The organism is Streptomyces sp. NPDC001514 (assembly GCF_053597075.1).
In genome coordinates, this window is record NZ_JBSFHO010000003.1 from 183093 (window position 1) to 199884 (window position 16792).

At 67.3% G+C, this 16792-nt stretch carries 9 protein-coding genes; 7 read left to right on the forward strand and 2 right to left on the reverse strand.

Annotated features, from left to right (window positions below; translation table 11 throughout):
- The first annotated feature begins 56 nt into the window (after nt 1-56).
- Nucleotides 57-3749: a BREX-2 system adenine-specific DNA-methyltransferase PglX gene (pglX, locus tag ACWCXB_RS05380; protein ID WP_450719223.1), complete on the forward strand. Its 3693-nt coding sequence runs from the start codon at nt 57-59 to the stop codon at nt 3747-3749.
- A gap of 78 nt (nt 3750-3827) precedes the next feature.
- On the opposite strand, the gene ACWCXB_RS05385 is transcribed toward pglX, so the two are convergent.
- Both ACWCXB_RS05385 and ACWCXB_RS05390 read right to left on the reverse strand, forming a co-directional pair.
- A complete protein-coding gene (locus ACWCXB_RS05385) occupies nt 3828-4034 on the reverse strand; it encodes a DUF397 domain-containing protein (protein ID WP_450719225.1) in 207 nt (68 codons plus the stop codon).
- On the reverse strand, nt 4031-4864 hold the full coding sequence (locus tag ACWCXB_RS05390) for a helix-turn-helix domain-containing protein (RefSeq protein WP_450719227.1): 834 nt from the start codon (nt 4862-4864) through the stop codon (nt 4031-4033). Before ACWCXB_RS05390 ends, ACWCXB_RS05385 begins: the two co-directional genes overlap by 4 nt.
- A gap of 183 nt (nt 4865-5047) precedes the next feature.
- On the opposite strand from ACWCXB_RS05390, the gene ACWCXB_RS05395 reads away from it, so the two are divergent.
- The 6 genes from ACWCXB_RS05395 (at nt 5048) to pglZ (ending at nt 16789) form a co-directional block, all read left to right on the forward strand.
- Nucleotides 5048-5527, forward strand: a complete 480-nt coding sequence (locus ACWCXB_RS05395; protein WP_450719229.1) for an ATP-binding protein — start codon at nt 5048-5050, stop codon at nt 5525-5527.
- Nucleotides 5528-5642: 115 nt separating this feature from the next.
- On the forward strand, nt 5643-7565 hold the full coding sequence (locus tag ACWCXB_RS05400) for an ATP-dependent nuclease (protein WP_450719231.1): 1923 nt from the start codon (nt 5643-5645) through the stop codon (nt 7563-7565).
- A 288-nt stretch (nt 7566-7853) separates the two neighbouring features.
- Nucleotides 7854-9257, forward strand: coding sequence for a PIN-like domain-containing protein (locus ACWCXB_RS05405; protein WP_450719233.1), 1404 nt, complete (start codon nt 7854-7856; stop codon nt 9255-9257).
- An 86-nt stretch (nt 9258-9343) separates the two neighbouring features.
- The gene (locus ACWCXB_RS05410; RefSeq protein ID WP_450719235.1) at nt 9344-9808 is read left to right on the forward strand and encodes a hypothetical protein; all 465 of its coding nucleotides are present in this window, start codon (nt 9344-9346) and stop codon (nt 9806-9808) included.
- Between the two features lie 394 nt (nt 9809-10202).
- On the forward strand, nt 10203-14054 hold the full coding sequence (locus ACWCXB_RS05415; RefSeq protein ID WP_450719237.1) for a PglY protein: 3852 nt from the start codon (nt 10203-10205) through the stop codon (nt 14052-14054).
- Complete coding sequence (gene pglZ / locus ACWCXB_RS05420) at nt 14054-16789, forward strand: BREX-2 system phosphatase PglZ (protein WP_450719239.1); 2736 nt, start codon at nt 14054-14056, stop codon at nt 16787-16789. The genes ACWCXB_RS05415 and pglZ overlap by 1 nt, the downstream gene beginning before the upstream one ends.
- Nucleotides 16790-16792: the final 3 nt, after the last annotated feature.

The following is a 16792-nucleotide window of genomic DNA, read 5'->3' on the forward strand; positions in this document are numbered from 1 at the left end:
GGATGGACGGCTGAACGTATGGGTGGGTTTGCGTGACGGAGAAGAGGGGCGCCCCGGTGGTGGACAAGGCCGCACTGCTCAAAGACCTGCGCAAGCAGGTCACCGCGCTGGAGGACGACCTGCGGGCGCGGACGGAGTCCGTGGACGAGTTCCGGGCGGATCTTGAACGCGAGTACGCGGCGGCGCGGGAGGCGAACCGTACGGCGGCCACGTACGGAGCGTGGCGTGACGAGCGCGTGACGCAGGCGGCGGCAGCGTGGGTGCTGGCGACGGTTTTCGTGCGGTTCTGCGAGGACAACGGGCTGGTCGAGGATCCGTTCATCGCGGGCCCCGGGGAGCGGCTCGCGGAGGCGGAGGACCGCCAGGCGGCGTTCTTCCGCGAGCGGCCCGAACTGAACGACCGCGACTGGCTCGTGGCGGGCTTCGATCACCTGGCAGGGACGCATGCTGCGGTGGCAGGGCTCTTCGACCGGAATCACAACGCGCTGTGGGAGTTGAGCCCCTCGTACGAGGCGGCGACGCGGCTGCTGGGGTTCTGGCGTGAGCGGGGCGCGGACGGCGAGATCATCCACGACTTCACGGACGAGGACCTGGACACCCGGTTCCTGGGCGACCTGTATCAGGACCTGAGCGAGCACGCGCGGAAGACGTACGCGCTGCTCCAGACGCCGGAGTTCGTGGAGGAGTTCATCCTCGACCTGACGCTGGAGCCGGCGGTCGAGGAGTTCGGTCTGGACCCGGTCTGGAAGCACAAGCCGAAGGGCTGGAAGGGCGACGACCCGGTGGTGCGGGGGCTGCGGTGCATCGACCCAGCCTGCGGCTCGGGCCACTTCCTGCTGGGCATGTTCGAGCGGCTGCTGAAGAAGTGGCGCGAGGCGGAGCCGGGTACCGAGGCCTGGGAGCTGGTGCGGCGGAGTCTGGAGTCCGTGCACGGCTGCGACAAGAACCCGTTCGCGGTGGCGATTGCGCGGTTCCGGCTGCTGGTGGCCGTGCTGAAGGCGTGCGGGGAGCGGCGGTTGGCGGCGGCTCCGGAGTTCCCGATCAACGTGGCGGTGGGAGACTCGCTGCTGCACGGGCGGGGCGCGGAGACGATCACGGAGACGCTGGACACGCTGTTCGGGGGCGAGGATCGGACGTTCGCGTACCGGACCGAGGATGTGTGGGACTACGCGGACCGGGTGGATTTGCTGGGACGCGGGAGCTACCACGTGGTGGTGGGGAATCCGCCGTACATCACGGTGAAGGACAAGCAGGAGAACGAGAATTACCGGAAGGCGTACGACGCGTGTGCGCGCAAGTATGCATTGTCTGTTCCGTTCGCACAAAGGATCTTCGAGCTAGCGGTACGGGCGGGCGGCGACCAGCGGGACGGCGGGATTACTGGTCAGATCACGGCGAACTCGTTCATGAAGCGGGAGTTCGGTAAGAAGTTGATTGAGGAGTTCTTTCCGAAAGTCGATGTGACTCACGTGATCGACACTTCCGGGGCGTACATTCCGGGACACGGCACGCCCACGGTGATTCTTGTCGGGCGGAACCGTAATGGGCTGGGGACGGATCGAGTTCGGGCAGTGTTGGGTGTGCAGGGGGAACCTGGTCAGCCATCCGATGCAGCCAGCGGGACGGTGTGGCGTGCGATTGTTGATCAGCTTGATCGACCAGGCAGCGAATCTGAATGGGTAACTGTTCTGGATGCCGACCGTAGCACCTATGGGGAATATCCGTGGTCCTTGAGTGGAGGCGGCGCTGGCGAGGTATTCGCTGCTATCGATGAGCAGATGGCACATCGGCTGGGTTCGCTGGTTACTCGCATCGGATTCTACGGCGTCATGGGTGCTGATGATGCGATGATGGCGCCAGGGAGGGTCTTTAAACGCGAGCGGACGGAACCCGAATTTCACCGGCCTTTGACTGTAGGGGATGAAGTTCGAGACTGGGGATCCGTGGCTCAGAGTCATGCATTTCATCCATACGGCGCGTCAAGGGATTTGGTACCTCTAGAGCAGATACCGCATCATGCGCAGAGGATGTGGGCTCTTCGCACTGAGCTCGGCCGGCGTGCGACGTTTTCGAAGGGTACTTACTTTAGCGATGGTCGCCCTTGGTATGAGTGGCATCAGATCCCCAAAGATCTAGGTGCCCACCCCTGGTCGATTACATTCTCCTCTGTGTCCACGCACAATCATTTCTCTCTGGGGCGTGGGCGTGAGATCTATAACCGTCACGCGCCTGTGATCAAATTGCCTTCGGGGGTGCAGGGAGACACATTCCTTGGGCTTCTTGGGGTACTGAACTCGTCCTTGGCTTGCTTCTGGCTCAAGCAAGTTAGTCACAACAAGGGTGAGGGTGGCGGAGCGCGAGTTCAGGCGGGCTACGCGGCGCTCGGAAGTGAGGCATGGAAGAACACATACGAGTTCACCGGAACCAAGCTGCAGGAATTTCCTCTCGCGGCCGAGTTGCCACTTGAGCACGGCCGTACCATCGACTCCCTCTCCCGGGACCTTGCCACCTACGAGCCTGATGTGGTCGCCGCCGCTGGGGTACCAGCCCGCGCCAGTCTGGACGAGGCTCACGCCGCCCACACACGCAACCGCGCGCGGATGATTGCGCTCCAGGAGGAACTGGACTGGACCGTCTACGGGTTGTATGGCCTGCTCACGCCCAACGAGGTGGGGCGTACAACCGTAGCTAGTCCGGCCGACCTTCCCGAAATCGCCCCTGGGGAGCGGGCGTTCGAGATCGTGTTGGCGCGCGCCATGGCGGCGGGCGAGGCAGAGACCGCGTGGTTTGAGCGACACGGATCGACACCCATCGTCGAGCTTCCCTCCCACTGGCCCGACGCGTACAAGACTACGGTCCAGGCGCGGATCGACGTCATCGTCTCCCGTAAGGACCTTGCCCTTATCGAGCGCCCTGAGTGCAAGCGCCGTTGGACTGACGACCCTTGGGAGAAGAAGGAGAAGGCTGCCCTCCGGACCTGGCTGCTCGACCGATGTGAGGATGAAAATCTGTGGTTCGGCCTTCGTGACGGTTTCCGGGCGCCCCGTACGCTGACCGTCTCCCAGCTTGCTGACGCTCTTCGGCAGGATGCCAACGTTCGGGCGGTCGCCGAGCTGTACGCCGCCGATCACATGGGCAAGCGGGACGCATCCCTCGCGACAGTGCTGGCGGACATCGTCGCACCAGAGCACGTCCCGTACCTCGCCGCCCTGCGCTACAAGGATTCGGGTCTGCGTAAGCGCGAGCAGTGGGAGCAGGTTTGGGACCTCCAGCGTGAGGAAGACAAGACAGGGCAGCGGCTCAACATCCCCGTGCCGCCAAAGTACAGCGGTGCCGACTTCCTCAAGCACTCCTACTGGTCGCACCGCGGCAAGCTCGACGTGCCCAAGGAGCGGTTCATCTCCTACCCCGAGGCGTCGGCCGACTCCGACCCGACGGTTCTGCTCGGCTGGGCCGGCTGGGATCACAAGGATCAGGTGCAGGCGCTGGTCAATGTGATCAATGACCGTACCGAGCAGGCAGGTTGGGACACTGCCCGCCTCACGCCGCTCATCGCTGGCATCCAGGAGCTGATGCCCTGGGTTCACCAGTGGCACGGTGAGCATGACGAGGAGTGGGGCGGGACCCCGGCCGAGGAGTACCAGGCGTACCTGGACGAGCAGCGTGGGAAGTACGGCCTTTCGGCGGATGACCTCAGGTCGTGGCGCCCGGAGAAGAAGACACGCGGTCGGGCGAAGAAAGCAGACTGAGACGCGCGTACAGGTGCGTACAAAGAAGGCGCCCCGTCACCGGATCGCTTCCGGTGGCGGGGCGCCGTCGTTGTGCGCTCAGCCCTGCGCGGCGAACTCCACGAAGGCTGCCCATTCCGCGGAAGCCACACGCAGGGTCGGCCCTGCCTTGTCCTTCGAGTCACGGACATGGGTGGTGCCGGGGCAGGCCGCGACCTCGACACATTCGCCACCCTCGGCTCCGCTGTAACTGCTCTTGAGCCAGACCAGCTCCGCAACCGCTGTGTTGGTCTCCGCGATCTTCATAGCTCTCCCAGCAACTTCTCGACGAATGCAAGCGACTCTCGTGGCGTGAGAGCCTGCGCCCGGATGATCCCATAGCGTGCAGCGATGGCACGGGCCTCCTCCGGGTCTGTGACCAAGGTGCTGCGACCCTGTACCTCCAAGTACACGACCTGGGCTCCGCCCTTCCGCGTGATCAAGGTGAACGGGCCGTCCACCCCTGCGTTGTCTTCCCGATCCAGGGGCATGACTTGGATCTCCACGTTGCGCTTCTCGCCGATGAGAAGCAACTGCTCCAACTGGCCACGCAGAGCGGACTTGCCGCCGAAGGGGCGACGAAGTACAGCTTCCTCGATGGCAAAGCTCATGAGAGGAGCTGGCCAGTTGTTGAAGATCTCCTGTCGCGCGAGGCGGGCCGCAACTCGCTGCTCGATCGTCTCCTCAGCCAGTAGCGGGCGCCGCTTGGTGAGCAGTGCGCGGGTGTACTCCTCGGTCTGCAAGAGCCCCGGAACAGCCTGAACGGCGTACAGATGCAGCTCAGCCGCCTCGGCCTCCAACCGCGCCGCATCCCGAAAGAACGCCGGATACTGGGCCCTCGCCACCTCCTCCTTGCTGGCCTTCAGTAACCCGCCCGCATCCAGCACCTCATCCGCCTTGTCGATGAACTTCGGCGGTGGAATCCGGCGCCCCTGTTCGAACGAGGCAATGGTCGACGCCGAATACCCGGTCATCGACCCCAACTCCGCCCGCTCCAGCCCCGCCCGTACCCGGCACAGCTTCAACTGCTGCCCGAAGACGTGCAGGGTGCCCGATCCCGGCTCGTACTCGTGCCCCGGCCGCTGCTGATCGTCCATGGCCCCGCGCCTCCCGTACCGTCCCGCCCGCTCACGTGCGCCCACACCCGCGCGGCCAACGCCCTACCCCCGAGGCGGTCACGCCCCGCGCCGCGTACATCACCGCCCGGGACGCGTACAGCCCGTGCCCGTCAGCGCGTCCCTCCTGGTCAACGGTACGCAGCCACCGCCAGCGTTTCCCCCATGAACCGAGCAATTACCCCTCACGTGGCGGCTCAGCAACGGCCCACCTCCACCCGCGAGTTCTCGATGCAGTTCACCTCCACCCCGCGCGGCTCCCGCCTCGCCCGCCGGCTCGTCTCGCACCGGCTCCATGACTGGGGCTACCCGTACGACTCCACGCCCAACGAGACACTCACCCTCATCGCCGCCGAGCTCACCGCGAACGCCGTGCGTCACGGACACGTCCCCGGCCGGGACTTCCACCTCCGCCTCACGGCGACCGCCGCAGCTCCAGCCACCATCCTCCGCATCGAGGTCGCTGATACCCGCACGGAGCGATGCCCCGTCCCTGAGGCCGCCAAGACCCCGCCACCCGTCGACGGCGAGTCCGGCCGCGGCCTGTTCCTCGTCGCCCAGCTCGCTGACCGCTGGGGCATCGCACCCCGTCCCGGCGCCCCGGGAAAGAACATCTGGGCGGAACTCGAACTGAATTGCGCGTAAATCCGGCCGGTCTGGCCGACGAAAAATCATCTGATTTTCGGCCATGGTCATCGCTAGCATCCTGATCGTCACAGAGCGCCCATCGGGCGCTCCCGCACCACGTTTCAGGACGACCGTGAAAATCAAGCGAGTTCGCGTTGAGAATTTCCGCTGCCTGTCCAAGGTGGACATCGCATTCGACGAAATAACCTGCTTCATCGGCCCCACCGGGGTCGGGAAGTCCACAGTGCTCCGTGCGCTCGACTGGTTCTTCAACGGCGAAAAGTCGCTGGCGCTCAGCACCGACGACGTCCACTCCGCGGCCGACGGTGAGCGCATCTCCGTCGAGGTGGAGTTCGACGGACTCACCGAGCACGACCGTAACGCCCTCGGGCGCTATGCAACGGACGACACGGAGACCGTCTCCATCTGGAGGACGTGGGAGGCCGGTGACGACAAGATCACCGGCAAGGCACTCGCGTACGCACCCTTCGAGGAGGTCAGGCGCCAGGAGGGTGCCATGGCCAGGCGCAAGGCGTTCAACGCACTCCGGGAGAGCGACCCCGCTCTCGGACTGCCGAGCGCCGGGAGTGAGAAGGCCGTGCTCGAGGCGATGGTCACCTGGGAGAGCGGACATCGCGACCGGCTCACCGAGTCGGAGGTCGAGGACACGCATTTCTTCGGCTTTGCCGGGCAGAGCAAGCTCGCCGAACTGATCGACTTCGTGTTCATCTCTGCCGACCTGCGCGCGTATGAGGAGGCCGACGACCGCAAGGCGTCCGCCATCGGACGCATCCTCGACCACGCGGTGGACCGCAGCGAGGCGAATGAGCAGTTGGGGGCCATCGAGGAGACCGCGCAGCAGGCGCGCTTGGACGTGCACACCACTGTGTACGGCCCCACGCTCACAGACCTCTCGGCGGCCCTGTCCGCCGAGGTGGCGAAGTTCACCACCGGACGCAAGGTGGTCGTGACGCCGATGGTGCAGACGCCCAAGCCCGCGAAGACGTCGTTCCGCGTCAGCATCAAGGACGGGGCTGCGGAGACGTCGGTCTACCGCCAGGGCCACGGTTTCCAGCGCGCCTTGATCATTGCCGCGCTGAAGCTGCTCTCGGAGCGCAGGCGCTCGGAGACGGGCACCCAGACGCTGTGTCTGGCGGTCGAGGAGCCGGAACTCTTCCAGCACCCGCCGCAGGCACGGACGTTCGCCGAGGTGTTGCGCGGCTTGGTGGCCTCTTCCCCGGTCGGCCGGACCCAGGTGATGTACGCGACGCACAGCCCCGTATTCATCGAGCCGCGCAGCTACCACGAGATCCGGCGACTCGGCCGTGACGGCACGGAGGAGCACCCGGTCACCCACGTGCGGCGGATCTCAGAAGCGGAGCTGATTCAGTCGCTTCCGGATGATCTGGTGAGCGAGAACTCGATCAAGCGGCAGGCCGGTATCAAGTGTGCCGGGGCGCTCGCGGAGGGGTTCTTCGCGCAGGCCGTCGTGCTCGTCGAGGGGGACACGGACGGGGCCATCCTGACCGGGTGCGCGGAGCGGGAGCAGCTGAGCCTCGGCGCCCTGGGCATCAGCGTGATCAGCGTCGGCGGCAAGGACAACATCGCACTCTGCCGCGCGATTCTCGATGCGCTCGGAGTTCCTTGTTATGTCATCTTCGATGGCGATGCCGGCAAGGAGGCGAGGAGCCGACAGGGCACTCAGAACGTTCAGAACGAGGACGAGCGGCGCGCGAAGGAGCTCAGGATCGAGGAGCAGGCCCGCAAGGACCTGACGCTCAACGCCAATCTCCTCGGGTACCTGGGCGCCTCCCCGTCTCCTTGGCCCGCGACGGCGTGCGCCGACAACCACATGGTCTTCGAGGACAACCTGGAGACGTTTCTCGTCGACAAGTGGCCGGCCTGGGGCACGCGCAAGAGCGAACTCATCGCTTCGGGGGACGGCTTCCCCGCGAAGAACGCGGCGACCTACCGTGAGGCCGCCCGCACGGCCTCCAGCGCGCCACCCTTCGAGCTCCAGGCGGTCCTGGAGAACCTGAAGGCGATGGTCAAGTAAGCACGAGGCGGCGAGCCGAGTGAGGTGTCTGATGGAGGGCGGGCGACCCGTCCTCCATCAGCGGCCCGACCAGGCAACGAGCTGACGGCGACGACATTCGCACAGCAATCTGGTGCGGTGAGAGCGGAACACTGCGCGCTCGGTGAGCCGGTGCCGTGTTCACACTCATGGGCGCGAGAGTTGGCCGAGACAGCTCTCACGCGCAATGGGCGAGGCCTGGAACCATGCCCCTCGTGCCTCTGGGAAGTACGCACCCGGGGCCGAACGAAACGGGGAGCACTCAGCACCATGGCATTCAAGGACGACCCGGCGGAGCATGGGACCGAGCGGGGGATCTACGACTGCGACGGGGCCCACCGCAGCCCCCTCAAGGGCGACTACGAGAAAGTCTTCCAGTCCGGGATGATCGTCCTGGACACCAATGTGCTGCTCAATCTCTACCGCTCCAACGCCCGCACGCGTGAGGACACCCTGGCGGTACTCAGCAAGCTCAGGGACCGGCTGTGGGTGCCGCACCAGGTGCTCACCGAGTTCTGGCGCAACCGTGAGCTGAGGTCTGTACGCCATCACCACAGCACCAAGGCGAAGGAGACCTCCGCGGCCTTGGACAAGGCCCGGCGGTCCGCGCAGGACGCTGTCGAGCGGTGGATGAAGGAGGTACGCCTCAAGCAGGACGAGGACGTCACCCGGGCGATCGGCGAAGGCATGAAGGCCTTTGCCGACATCGTGGACGATTTACGGGAGATCATCGACGGGCAGGCCGCGCGGGACGCGCTGGTGGGCACGGCCGAGACGCATAGCGACCCTGTGTTGACCGTGCTGGAGCCGCTGCTGCACGGTCGCATCGGTGAGCCGCTGCCGACGGACGAGTACGACAAGGCGGTCCAGGAGGCGCAGAAGCGTGCCGACGAGGAGATCCCGCCCGGATACGAGGACTTCAGGACCAAGCCGCCGGAGCGGGCCGCCGGCGACTACCTGCTCTGGGTGCAGTTGCTGAAGGAGGCGCAGCAGCGCGCCTGCGACGTGCTGCTCGTGACGGGGGACGTCAAGAAGGACTGGTGGCAGACCCGTGACGGGGACATCCCGGCGCGCCCCAGGGCGGAGCTGCTGGTGGAACTCCGTGAGCACGCGAACGTACGGCTCTACATGCTCACACCCGCGGAACTCCTCACTTGGGCCGAGGAGTTGCTCGAAGGCCTGCAGGTCGACAAGGACTCGGTGGACGACCTGGAACAGCTGGGTGAGGCGGATCGCGATAACGACGGCTCCGAAGCCGGCTGGACCAGGCAGTCCCTCGGCACGTTCGTCGAGCATCTCCGCGTGCGCTACCCGGCACACGCCAAGGTGATCATCGCGGCGGCGGCGAACGGCGGAATCGTGGACCGGGCCACCGCGTACGAGCTGGCCGGCTACCCGGGTGACCGCCAGCTCAAGGGCTTCACCCGGCCCATCAGCACCGTGGCGCGGGAGCTGGAGGACCAGGGAGTGCTGAGTGGCGAGGAGTCCTTCCTGCTGCACACGATCTATGGGTCGCCGACCGAGCCTTCGTGGGCGACGGGTTTCCGGATCCCGGAGGAGGCCGTACCGCTCATCCGCGAGACGTTCGGGGAGGAAGCCCCGCGGTCGAGTCCCGTCAAGGGGGATGGGGACCTCGGCGAAGCCGTGAAGGCCTCGGAACGCACCGAGAAGTAGGCCTTCGACAGTCCACGGTCAGTGCGCCACGGCACGGCCACCATCACGCTCGATGACCGCGCGGTGGTTGACGATGAGGAGCCCGCGTGGCGGAACTGATCCGACGACAACAACTTGATGCGGATGTCGGCTGTCACAGCTTCTGCTTCCAGGAGTCCGACGATGGCGACCTGCCGGTGCCCTACCCGGACGACTTCGTGTTCGGGCAGTTCCTCAATGCATTCCCCGGGCGCATCGATGTCTTCAGCGCAGGCCACACACATACGGCATCGATGACGGTCGAGGTATGGAACGGTCCCCCTCCCGAAGAGGACTGGGAGCGGTGGGGCGAGCATGGTGAGGTCGACTTCGAGTCGACCAGCGGCGAAGTGGCCCTCTGGTCGATGAGCCTGGGACGAAGGGATGACGTGGTCACGCTCTCCGACACGGACGGTGCTTGGCGCGTGCAGGTTTGCTGCGCGGGCCGGAAGGAAGCCGAACGTCTCTCGGAGCAGACGGGCGCAGCCGAGGGCGTTGAGCACTACCTCGTCCGCTTCTGGCCCAAGGCGTGACAACAGGGCTCGTGACGGGTGCGGCAGCAGGACCTCTGCTGCCGCACCCGTGGGTGTCCTGCGGCTTGGTGAAGGCGCTCCGGATGTGGTCGGCGACGGCCCGTTCCTCAGCTCCCGCCTTCGCGCTGCAGGGTGGGCTGAACTCTGCGTCACGCCTGAGGCTTATACTGCAGAATCCATCGAGACATGACTAATGGGCAGATTTCATGTGATTCATCCGCACGTCAGGTAGGTGTGACCGACGAGTCGGACCGCCGCGGGCCCGTCATGTTCCGCTGACGTACGCCGATCTTCGCAGGCCCGGGCTCTGACGCCCGGTGAGCTGGCAAGATAAGGGTGACATGCGCGCTGCGCGGGAAATGTGAACCGCCGAGTGAGGGAACGAGAGTCACGGATGCCCACGAATGAGCTCTTCCTGCGGGATGTCATCGACATCAAGGAAGACGTCCATGCCGGCGATTTCAAGGTGGAGCTCACCGGTGGCTTCACCGAGACCGACGCCCGGGTCGACGAGTACGTGGTCACCGACCAGCTCAAGGCGGCCTTCGGCAAGGCTCTCGGTATCGTGCGCGCCTCCGTCCGCGGAGGGAATTCGCACGCCGCGTACCTCCACGGTTCGTTTGGTTCCGGAAAGAGCCACTTCCTGACCGTGCTGCACGCGGTGCTCAACAACGAACCCTCCGCCCGCGCCAAGCCGCGACTGCAGGAGGTCATCGCCGAGCACGACGACTGGCTGCGCGGCAAGCGGTTCCTCATGGTGCCGTACCACCTCGTCGGCTCGACCGACCTCGACTCGGCACTGCTCGGCGGGTACGTCGCCGAGGTGCGGCGGCTGCACCCGGGCGCCCCGACACCACCGGTCTACCGAGCCGACTCGATGCTCGCCGACGCCGCGAAGCTGCGAGGGAACATCGGCGACGACGCGTTCGTCAAGCTCCTGCCCGCCGCGGCCGAGGACTCCGCCTGCGAGCCGGACGACCTCGACGTGATCGACGGCTCCGGCGGTGCCTGGGCCTCGGACGAGCTGGACCGGGCGTTCGCCGCGCCTGCTGGGGACGCCCAGCGCGACCGGCTCGTCTCCGCGCTGCTGACCGGGCCGATGTCGTCGTACGCGGAAGGCGCCAGGGGCGACGCCCACGCGTTCCTGCCGCTGGAAAACGGCCTTGCTGTCATCAGCCGGCACGCGAAGTCCCTCGGATACGACGGACTCGTGCTCTTCCTCGACGAGCTGATCCTCTGGCTCCAGGCGCACATGTCCAACCGGGAGAAGGTCAACTCCGAGGTCGGCAAGCTCGTCAAACTGATCGAATCCGGGGACAGCGCCCGGCCTGTGCCGATCGTGTCGTTCATCTCCCGCCAGCGTGACCTGTCGCAGCTCGTCGGCGCGGACGTCGTCGGCGCCGACGTGAAGAACCTGGAACAGCAGGTCGAGTACCTGCGAGGGCGCTTCGATGTGGTGAGCCTGGAGGACCGTAACCTCCCGGAGATCATCAAGCAGCGCATTCTCAGGCCGAAGAACGACCAGGCGCGGCTCGCTCTCGATGGCGCCTTCGGGGCCGTGGAGTCTACGAATGCGCAGGTCAAGGACGTCCTGCTCGACGCTCACGGTGCTACGCACGCGGACTGGAGCGACTTCCGGGCCGTGTACCCGCTCTCACCGGCGCTGCTGAACGTCCTCGTCGCCCTGTCCGGTGCGCTCCAGCGCGAGCGCACCGGTCTCAAGCTGCTCCAGGAGATGCTGCGACGGCGGCGCGGTGACTTCAAGCTGGGCGAGCTGATCCCTCTCGGCGACCTGTGGGACGTGCTGTCGGGTGGCACCGGCGAGGCGTTCACCGACCGGCTCAAGGCAGAGGCCGAGGCGGCTCACACCTTCCACACCAAGGTGCGGGCCCATCTGCTGGAGAAGTACGGCTCGGAGGGCAACGAGAAGTTCATCGCCGACGAGCGGTTCGTCAAGACCTTGCTGCTCGCCGCGCTCGCCCCCGACGCCCCGGCGCTCAAGCGGCTCACCGGCGGGCGTATCGCCGCACTGAACCACGGTTCCATCCGCTCCCGCACCGTCGCCCCCGGCTCGCTCGTGGTGACCCGACTGCGTGAGCTGCAGGCCGAGTTCGGTGAGATCCGCGCCGACGGTGACCAGGACCCCGTGTTCACCCTCCACCTGTCCGACCTCGACATCGAGCCGCTGCTCGACATGGTCGCCGACGAGGACCGGACGGGCGCCCGGCGCATCTGGGTCAAGGACCAGCTGTGGAAGGCGCTCGGCCTGAAGGACTCCGGTGCCTTCGTCTGCGAGCACGAGATCGTCTGGCAGGGCACCCGGCGCACCGCCGAGTTCGTCTTCGAGAACGTCCGCGACACCACGCAACTGTCCGCCGACCAGTTCCGTCCCGGCGTCGACGGGCGCGTCCGATTCATCCTGGATTATCCCTTCGATGACGGTCAGCACTACCCGACCGACGATGCCCAGCGCGTCGCCGACCTCAGGTCCGAAGGGCTCATGGCGCCGACGCTCGTCTGGCTGCCCTCGTTCTTCTCCGAGCAGAAGAACGCCCAGCTCGGACGACTCATCAAGATCAATTACCTGCTGGAGCGCGACCGGCTGGACGACTACGCCGGGCACCTCGCATCCGACGACCGGGTCCGGGTACGCCACCAGCTCTCGGCCCAGCGCGACACCCTGACCTCGCAGCTCAACGCGACTCTTGCCCAGCTGTACGGCATCGCCAAGGTGGACGAGAACAGCGTCTCCGCCGAAGTGAGCGAGGGCAAGCACATACTGTCGCTGCTGCCCGAGTACGGCAGGCCGCAGCTTCAGGGCGGCAAGTCGTTCCAGGACAACCTCCAGCACCTGGCGGACGGCGTCTTCCACGCCCTGTACCCCAAGCACCCCGACTTCGAGAAGACCGGCGACCGCAAGGCCGTCACCCTCGGCGAGCTGAAGACCGCCCTCACCTGGATCACCCGGGCCATGGACGACGGCGGACGTCGGGTCGAGGTCGACAGCCACCACCTCAAGATTGTGAAGAGGATCGTCGAGCCGCTTGAGCTCGGCCAGGTGCACGACGGCCCGCTGGTCCTGCGCAACGACTGGCGGGCACGCATCAACCAGGCCGCCCACCAGCACCGCCCCGGGGGGGAGGACCTGTCGGTCGAGGACATCCGTGAGTGGATCGCCAAGGACCACGGCTGGACAGGACTCGACAAGAGCATCAGCAACCTGATCATCGCCACCTACGCGCTTCTCGACGACCGTGCCTGGGTCTTCCACGGCGGCAGCCCCCAGGCGCAGCCGCCCGAGCTGGAGCGCATCGGGGCCGGCTGGGGACTGCGCGCACAGCAGCTGCCGAGCGAGAACGAGTACGCGACCGCCCGGGAGCGCGCAGCCAGGATCTTCGGGGTCGCGGCCCAGCCCACGCTCTTCGCCCGGAACGTGAACAAGCTCTTCAACGGCGTACGCGAGAAGGTCGACCGGTACGAGCAGCCGGTCAACGCCGTACGGACCTCGCTGAACCGGCACGCTGAAGCGCTGGGACTCGCACCGGCCACCAGCACACGCCTGGCATCCGGGAAGGACGCGGCGGATCTGCTGGCCCGTCTGGGACGCCACCACGAAGCGACCGCTCTGGTAAGGGAGTTGGCGGGGGCCTCCTATGCCACCTCGGACGAGATTCTTGCCACCGCCATCACCTCGGCACCCGAGGTACTGAGCGCGCTGGACGACGCCGACTGGCCGCTACTCGACAGCGTGCGCGGATTCATCGGTCGGCAGGACGGCGTCGGAGAGCGGGCCGAGCGGCTGCTCACGGAGGTCGCCACGGCCGCCGCCGACAGCGAATTCGAGAGCTCACTCGTCCCGGTGCTGGCCTCCATCCGCGGCAAGGCCGTGGCCCTGGTGCAGGAGGCCGCCCGGCTGAGCCAGGTGGAAAACCCCGTCGCGCCGCCGCAGCGCCCCGAGCCGCCCACCCCCGACGACGTGTCCCTCACCCAGCACGGCAAGCCGTCCGTCCCCTCCACCCCGCCCGCGCCCACCAGCACGGGCACGGGCCCGGCGGCGCTCACCCGTACCGTGCGGCTCCAGCCCAGCCGAGCGGAACATGCCCTGAACAAGGCGATGGACAACATCTGGGACGAGATCCTCGCCTTCTCTGCCGCCCACCCCGGCATGGCCGTCGAAATCAGCTGGCAGGCGGTACCCCCGGAGGACACCAGCACCGGTTCCGCCGACGACGGGGCGCAGTCCTGATGGCCGTCCGCCCGCTCATCGACCGGCGGATCGTCGAAGCGCTGCTCGAAACCGAGCTGCGCCGCGCCAAGGACCGCCGACTTCTCCTGGTCAATGCCCGGTACGACAGCACGGCGCCGGCGGAGTTCACTGCGCGAGTCGACGGCCGGCAGCGGCAGGTCAGGGTCACCGACCAGGACTCCGTCCTGGGGATCGTCGATGCCTGGCAGCAGCTCCTGGTCGACGAGGAGGACGAGCGGGTACTGGTGGTCACCAGCGATGTACCGGCCACCGTGCTCGGATGGGACCTGAGAGCACACGCGGTGGGGCGCCGCAGTCTCACCGTCGACCGCGCCGAGATCGTCAAGCAGCTCTTCGGGGCCACGGATCTCGACCCCCGGATGATCCGTGAAACCTGGCTGCTCAACGCGCTGTTGGAGGCCGAGCCCGTGGACGGCTGGCCACGCAGCGGCTCGGTCCTGACCCGGGATGCTGCGGTGGAGGCACTCGTCGGCGAACGGCTCGCTCTCGGCGGGCCCTCCGCAGGCCACCGGGCCGACCTGGACACCAACGCGCTGCTCGCCTGGTCCCGTACGACAGCCGGACCTGCCCGGTTCCGCGAACTCGCCGAGGAGGAGCGCAGCGGCCTGACCACCTGGCTGACCGGCATCGTCGGGGCGGCCGCGCCCACGCTGCTCGCCCTGGTGGCGGACGGCAGGGGACAGGACGCGATGGCGCTCGGCGTGCTCGGCTCCGTACTGAGCGCGCCGGACGCGCCGGCCGGGACCAGCTTCGCTCTCGGCGGCCTGTTCGGCTCCACGCTGCGTTCGGTGGACGACCTGCCGCAGTTCACCGCCTCGGTGACTGGCACGCTCGCCCGGTGGATCACCGAGGCCGAAGCCAGCAGCCCGGCCGGCGTCGAGGCGAGGCAGCGTGTCTATGCCGTGCTCGACCGCGCGGACGAGCTCGCGGCCGATGCGGGACTCGGGCAGGCCCTGCGCCTCGACCCGCTGCTGCCGTCAGGGTTGAGGGCGCGGCTGCGCGACCTGGCAACCGCTTTGGAGAAGTCGCCCCAGGCGGCGGAGGCCGCCCTGTCGCAGGTGCTGCACCACCAGCTGGCACGCCTGCACCCGGCAAGCTGCGATGCAGCCGTCATGGCGGTGCGGATGGTGCGATGGCTGGACCTGCCGGTCCCCGCCGTGGACTCGGTCGGGCAAGCGGTCGGCGAGCACCTCGCACAGTGGGGATGGGTCGACAGCGCGCTAGCTGTCCTGGCAGCGGGCGACCCCATGGGGGACCTCGTCGTGGGGCAGGCGTACCACCTGCTCATCGGCAAGGTGCGAGCTCGGCGGACGGCTGTCGACGAGCAGTTCGCCAAACGGCTCGCAGGGTGGGTCCGGACGGCATCCACCCACTCGCCCCAAGGAGCCCTCCTCATCGAGGACGTTCTCGCCACCCTGGCCGTGCCCATGGCCGGCAAGGCGGCGCCGCTGGTGCTCGTGCTGGACGGAATGAGCACCGCCATAGCGGCACAGCTCGGCGACGAGATCGACCGCCGGGTCTGGACGGAGATCGTGCCCGCCCCGCCCGCGGCGGCGACGCCGCGTCGGCAGGCCGCCGTGTCCATGCTGCCCTCCATCACCACCATCAGCCGGGCCTCGCTGCTGTCCGGGGCGGCCACCAGCGGCAAGCAGGCTGCGGAAGCAGGCGGGTTCGCCGCGTTCTGGCAGCGGCACCGGCGCGCCGGGACGCTCTTCCACAAGGGCCAGATCGGCGGTGCCGAGGGGCACCGGCTCGCCCCCGAACTGCTCGACGCCCTCGCCGGGGACGGTGTGGTCGGCGTGGTGCTCAACACCATCGACGACGCCCTGGACCATGGACAGGAGGGCGAGCGCACCACCTGGCGGCTCAAGGACATCAGCCACCTGCTGGACCTGCTCAACGCCGCGCGCGGATACGGCCGTCCCGTCATGCTCGTCTCCGACCACGGCCATGTTCTCGACCGTTCGCTGCCCGGCCAGGGCCCGTTGAAGGCTGCTGGAGTGCAGAGTGCCCGATGGCGTATCGGCGACGCGGGTGATGGGGAGGTCGAACTCAGCGGCCCCCGGGTGCTGGAGGGCGGCGGCACCATTGTGGTGCCGTGGCGCGAGGACATCCGCTATACGCCCCGCAAGGCCGGATACCACGGAGGCGCGTCACTGGCCGAGGTGACCGTGCCCGTGATCACCCTCGTGCCGTCGCAGGAGCTGCTGCCCTCCGGATGGGTGGTGCTGCCGAACGAGCAGGCCGTGCCCTCCTGGTGGCAGCAGCCGCGCACTGACACGGTGCCGAGCGGGGAGTCCGAGCCCCCAGTGGCGCGCAGAACCCGTCGCCGTACGGAAGCCCAGGCCGGTGAAGCGCTGTTTGCCGCGGCCGAGGTGGCTCCGGAGGTGCTGACGCTAGGTGGCAAGGTCGTTGGGTCCCAGCGGTACACGGCGCAAAAGGCGTTCGTGCGCCGTCCGCCGGACGCCAAGGCTGTGGCAGCGGTCATCGACGCGCTGCACGAAGCGGGTGGAAAGCTCACCCCCGATGCGGTGGCCGCCGCGGCCGCATCGGCGACCGGTAGATCGCAGCGGAACCCCGAGATCTTCGTCACCGTGGTGCAGCGCCTCCTCAATGTCGAGGGCTACAGCGTGATCAACCTGGTGGAAGCGGGGCGGACCGTAGAGCTGAACATCCCGCTTCTGCAAGAGCAGTTCGGAACGGAGCAGCCGTGACCG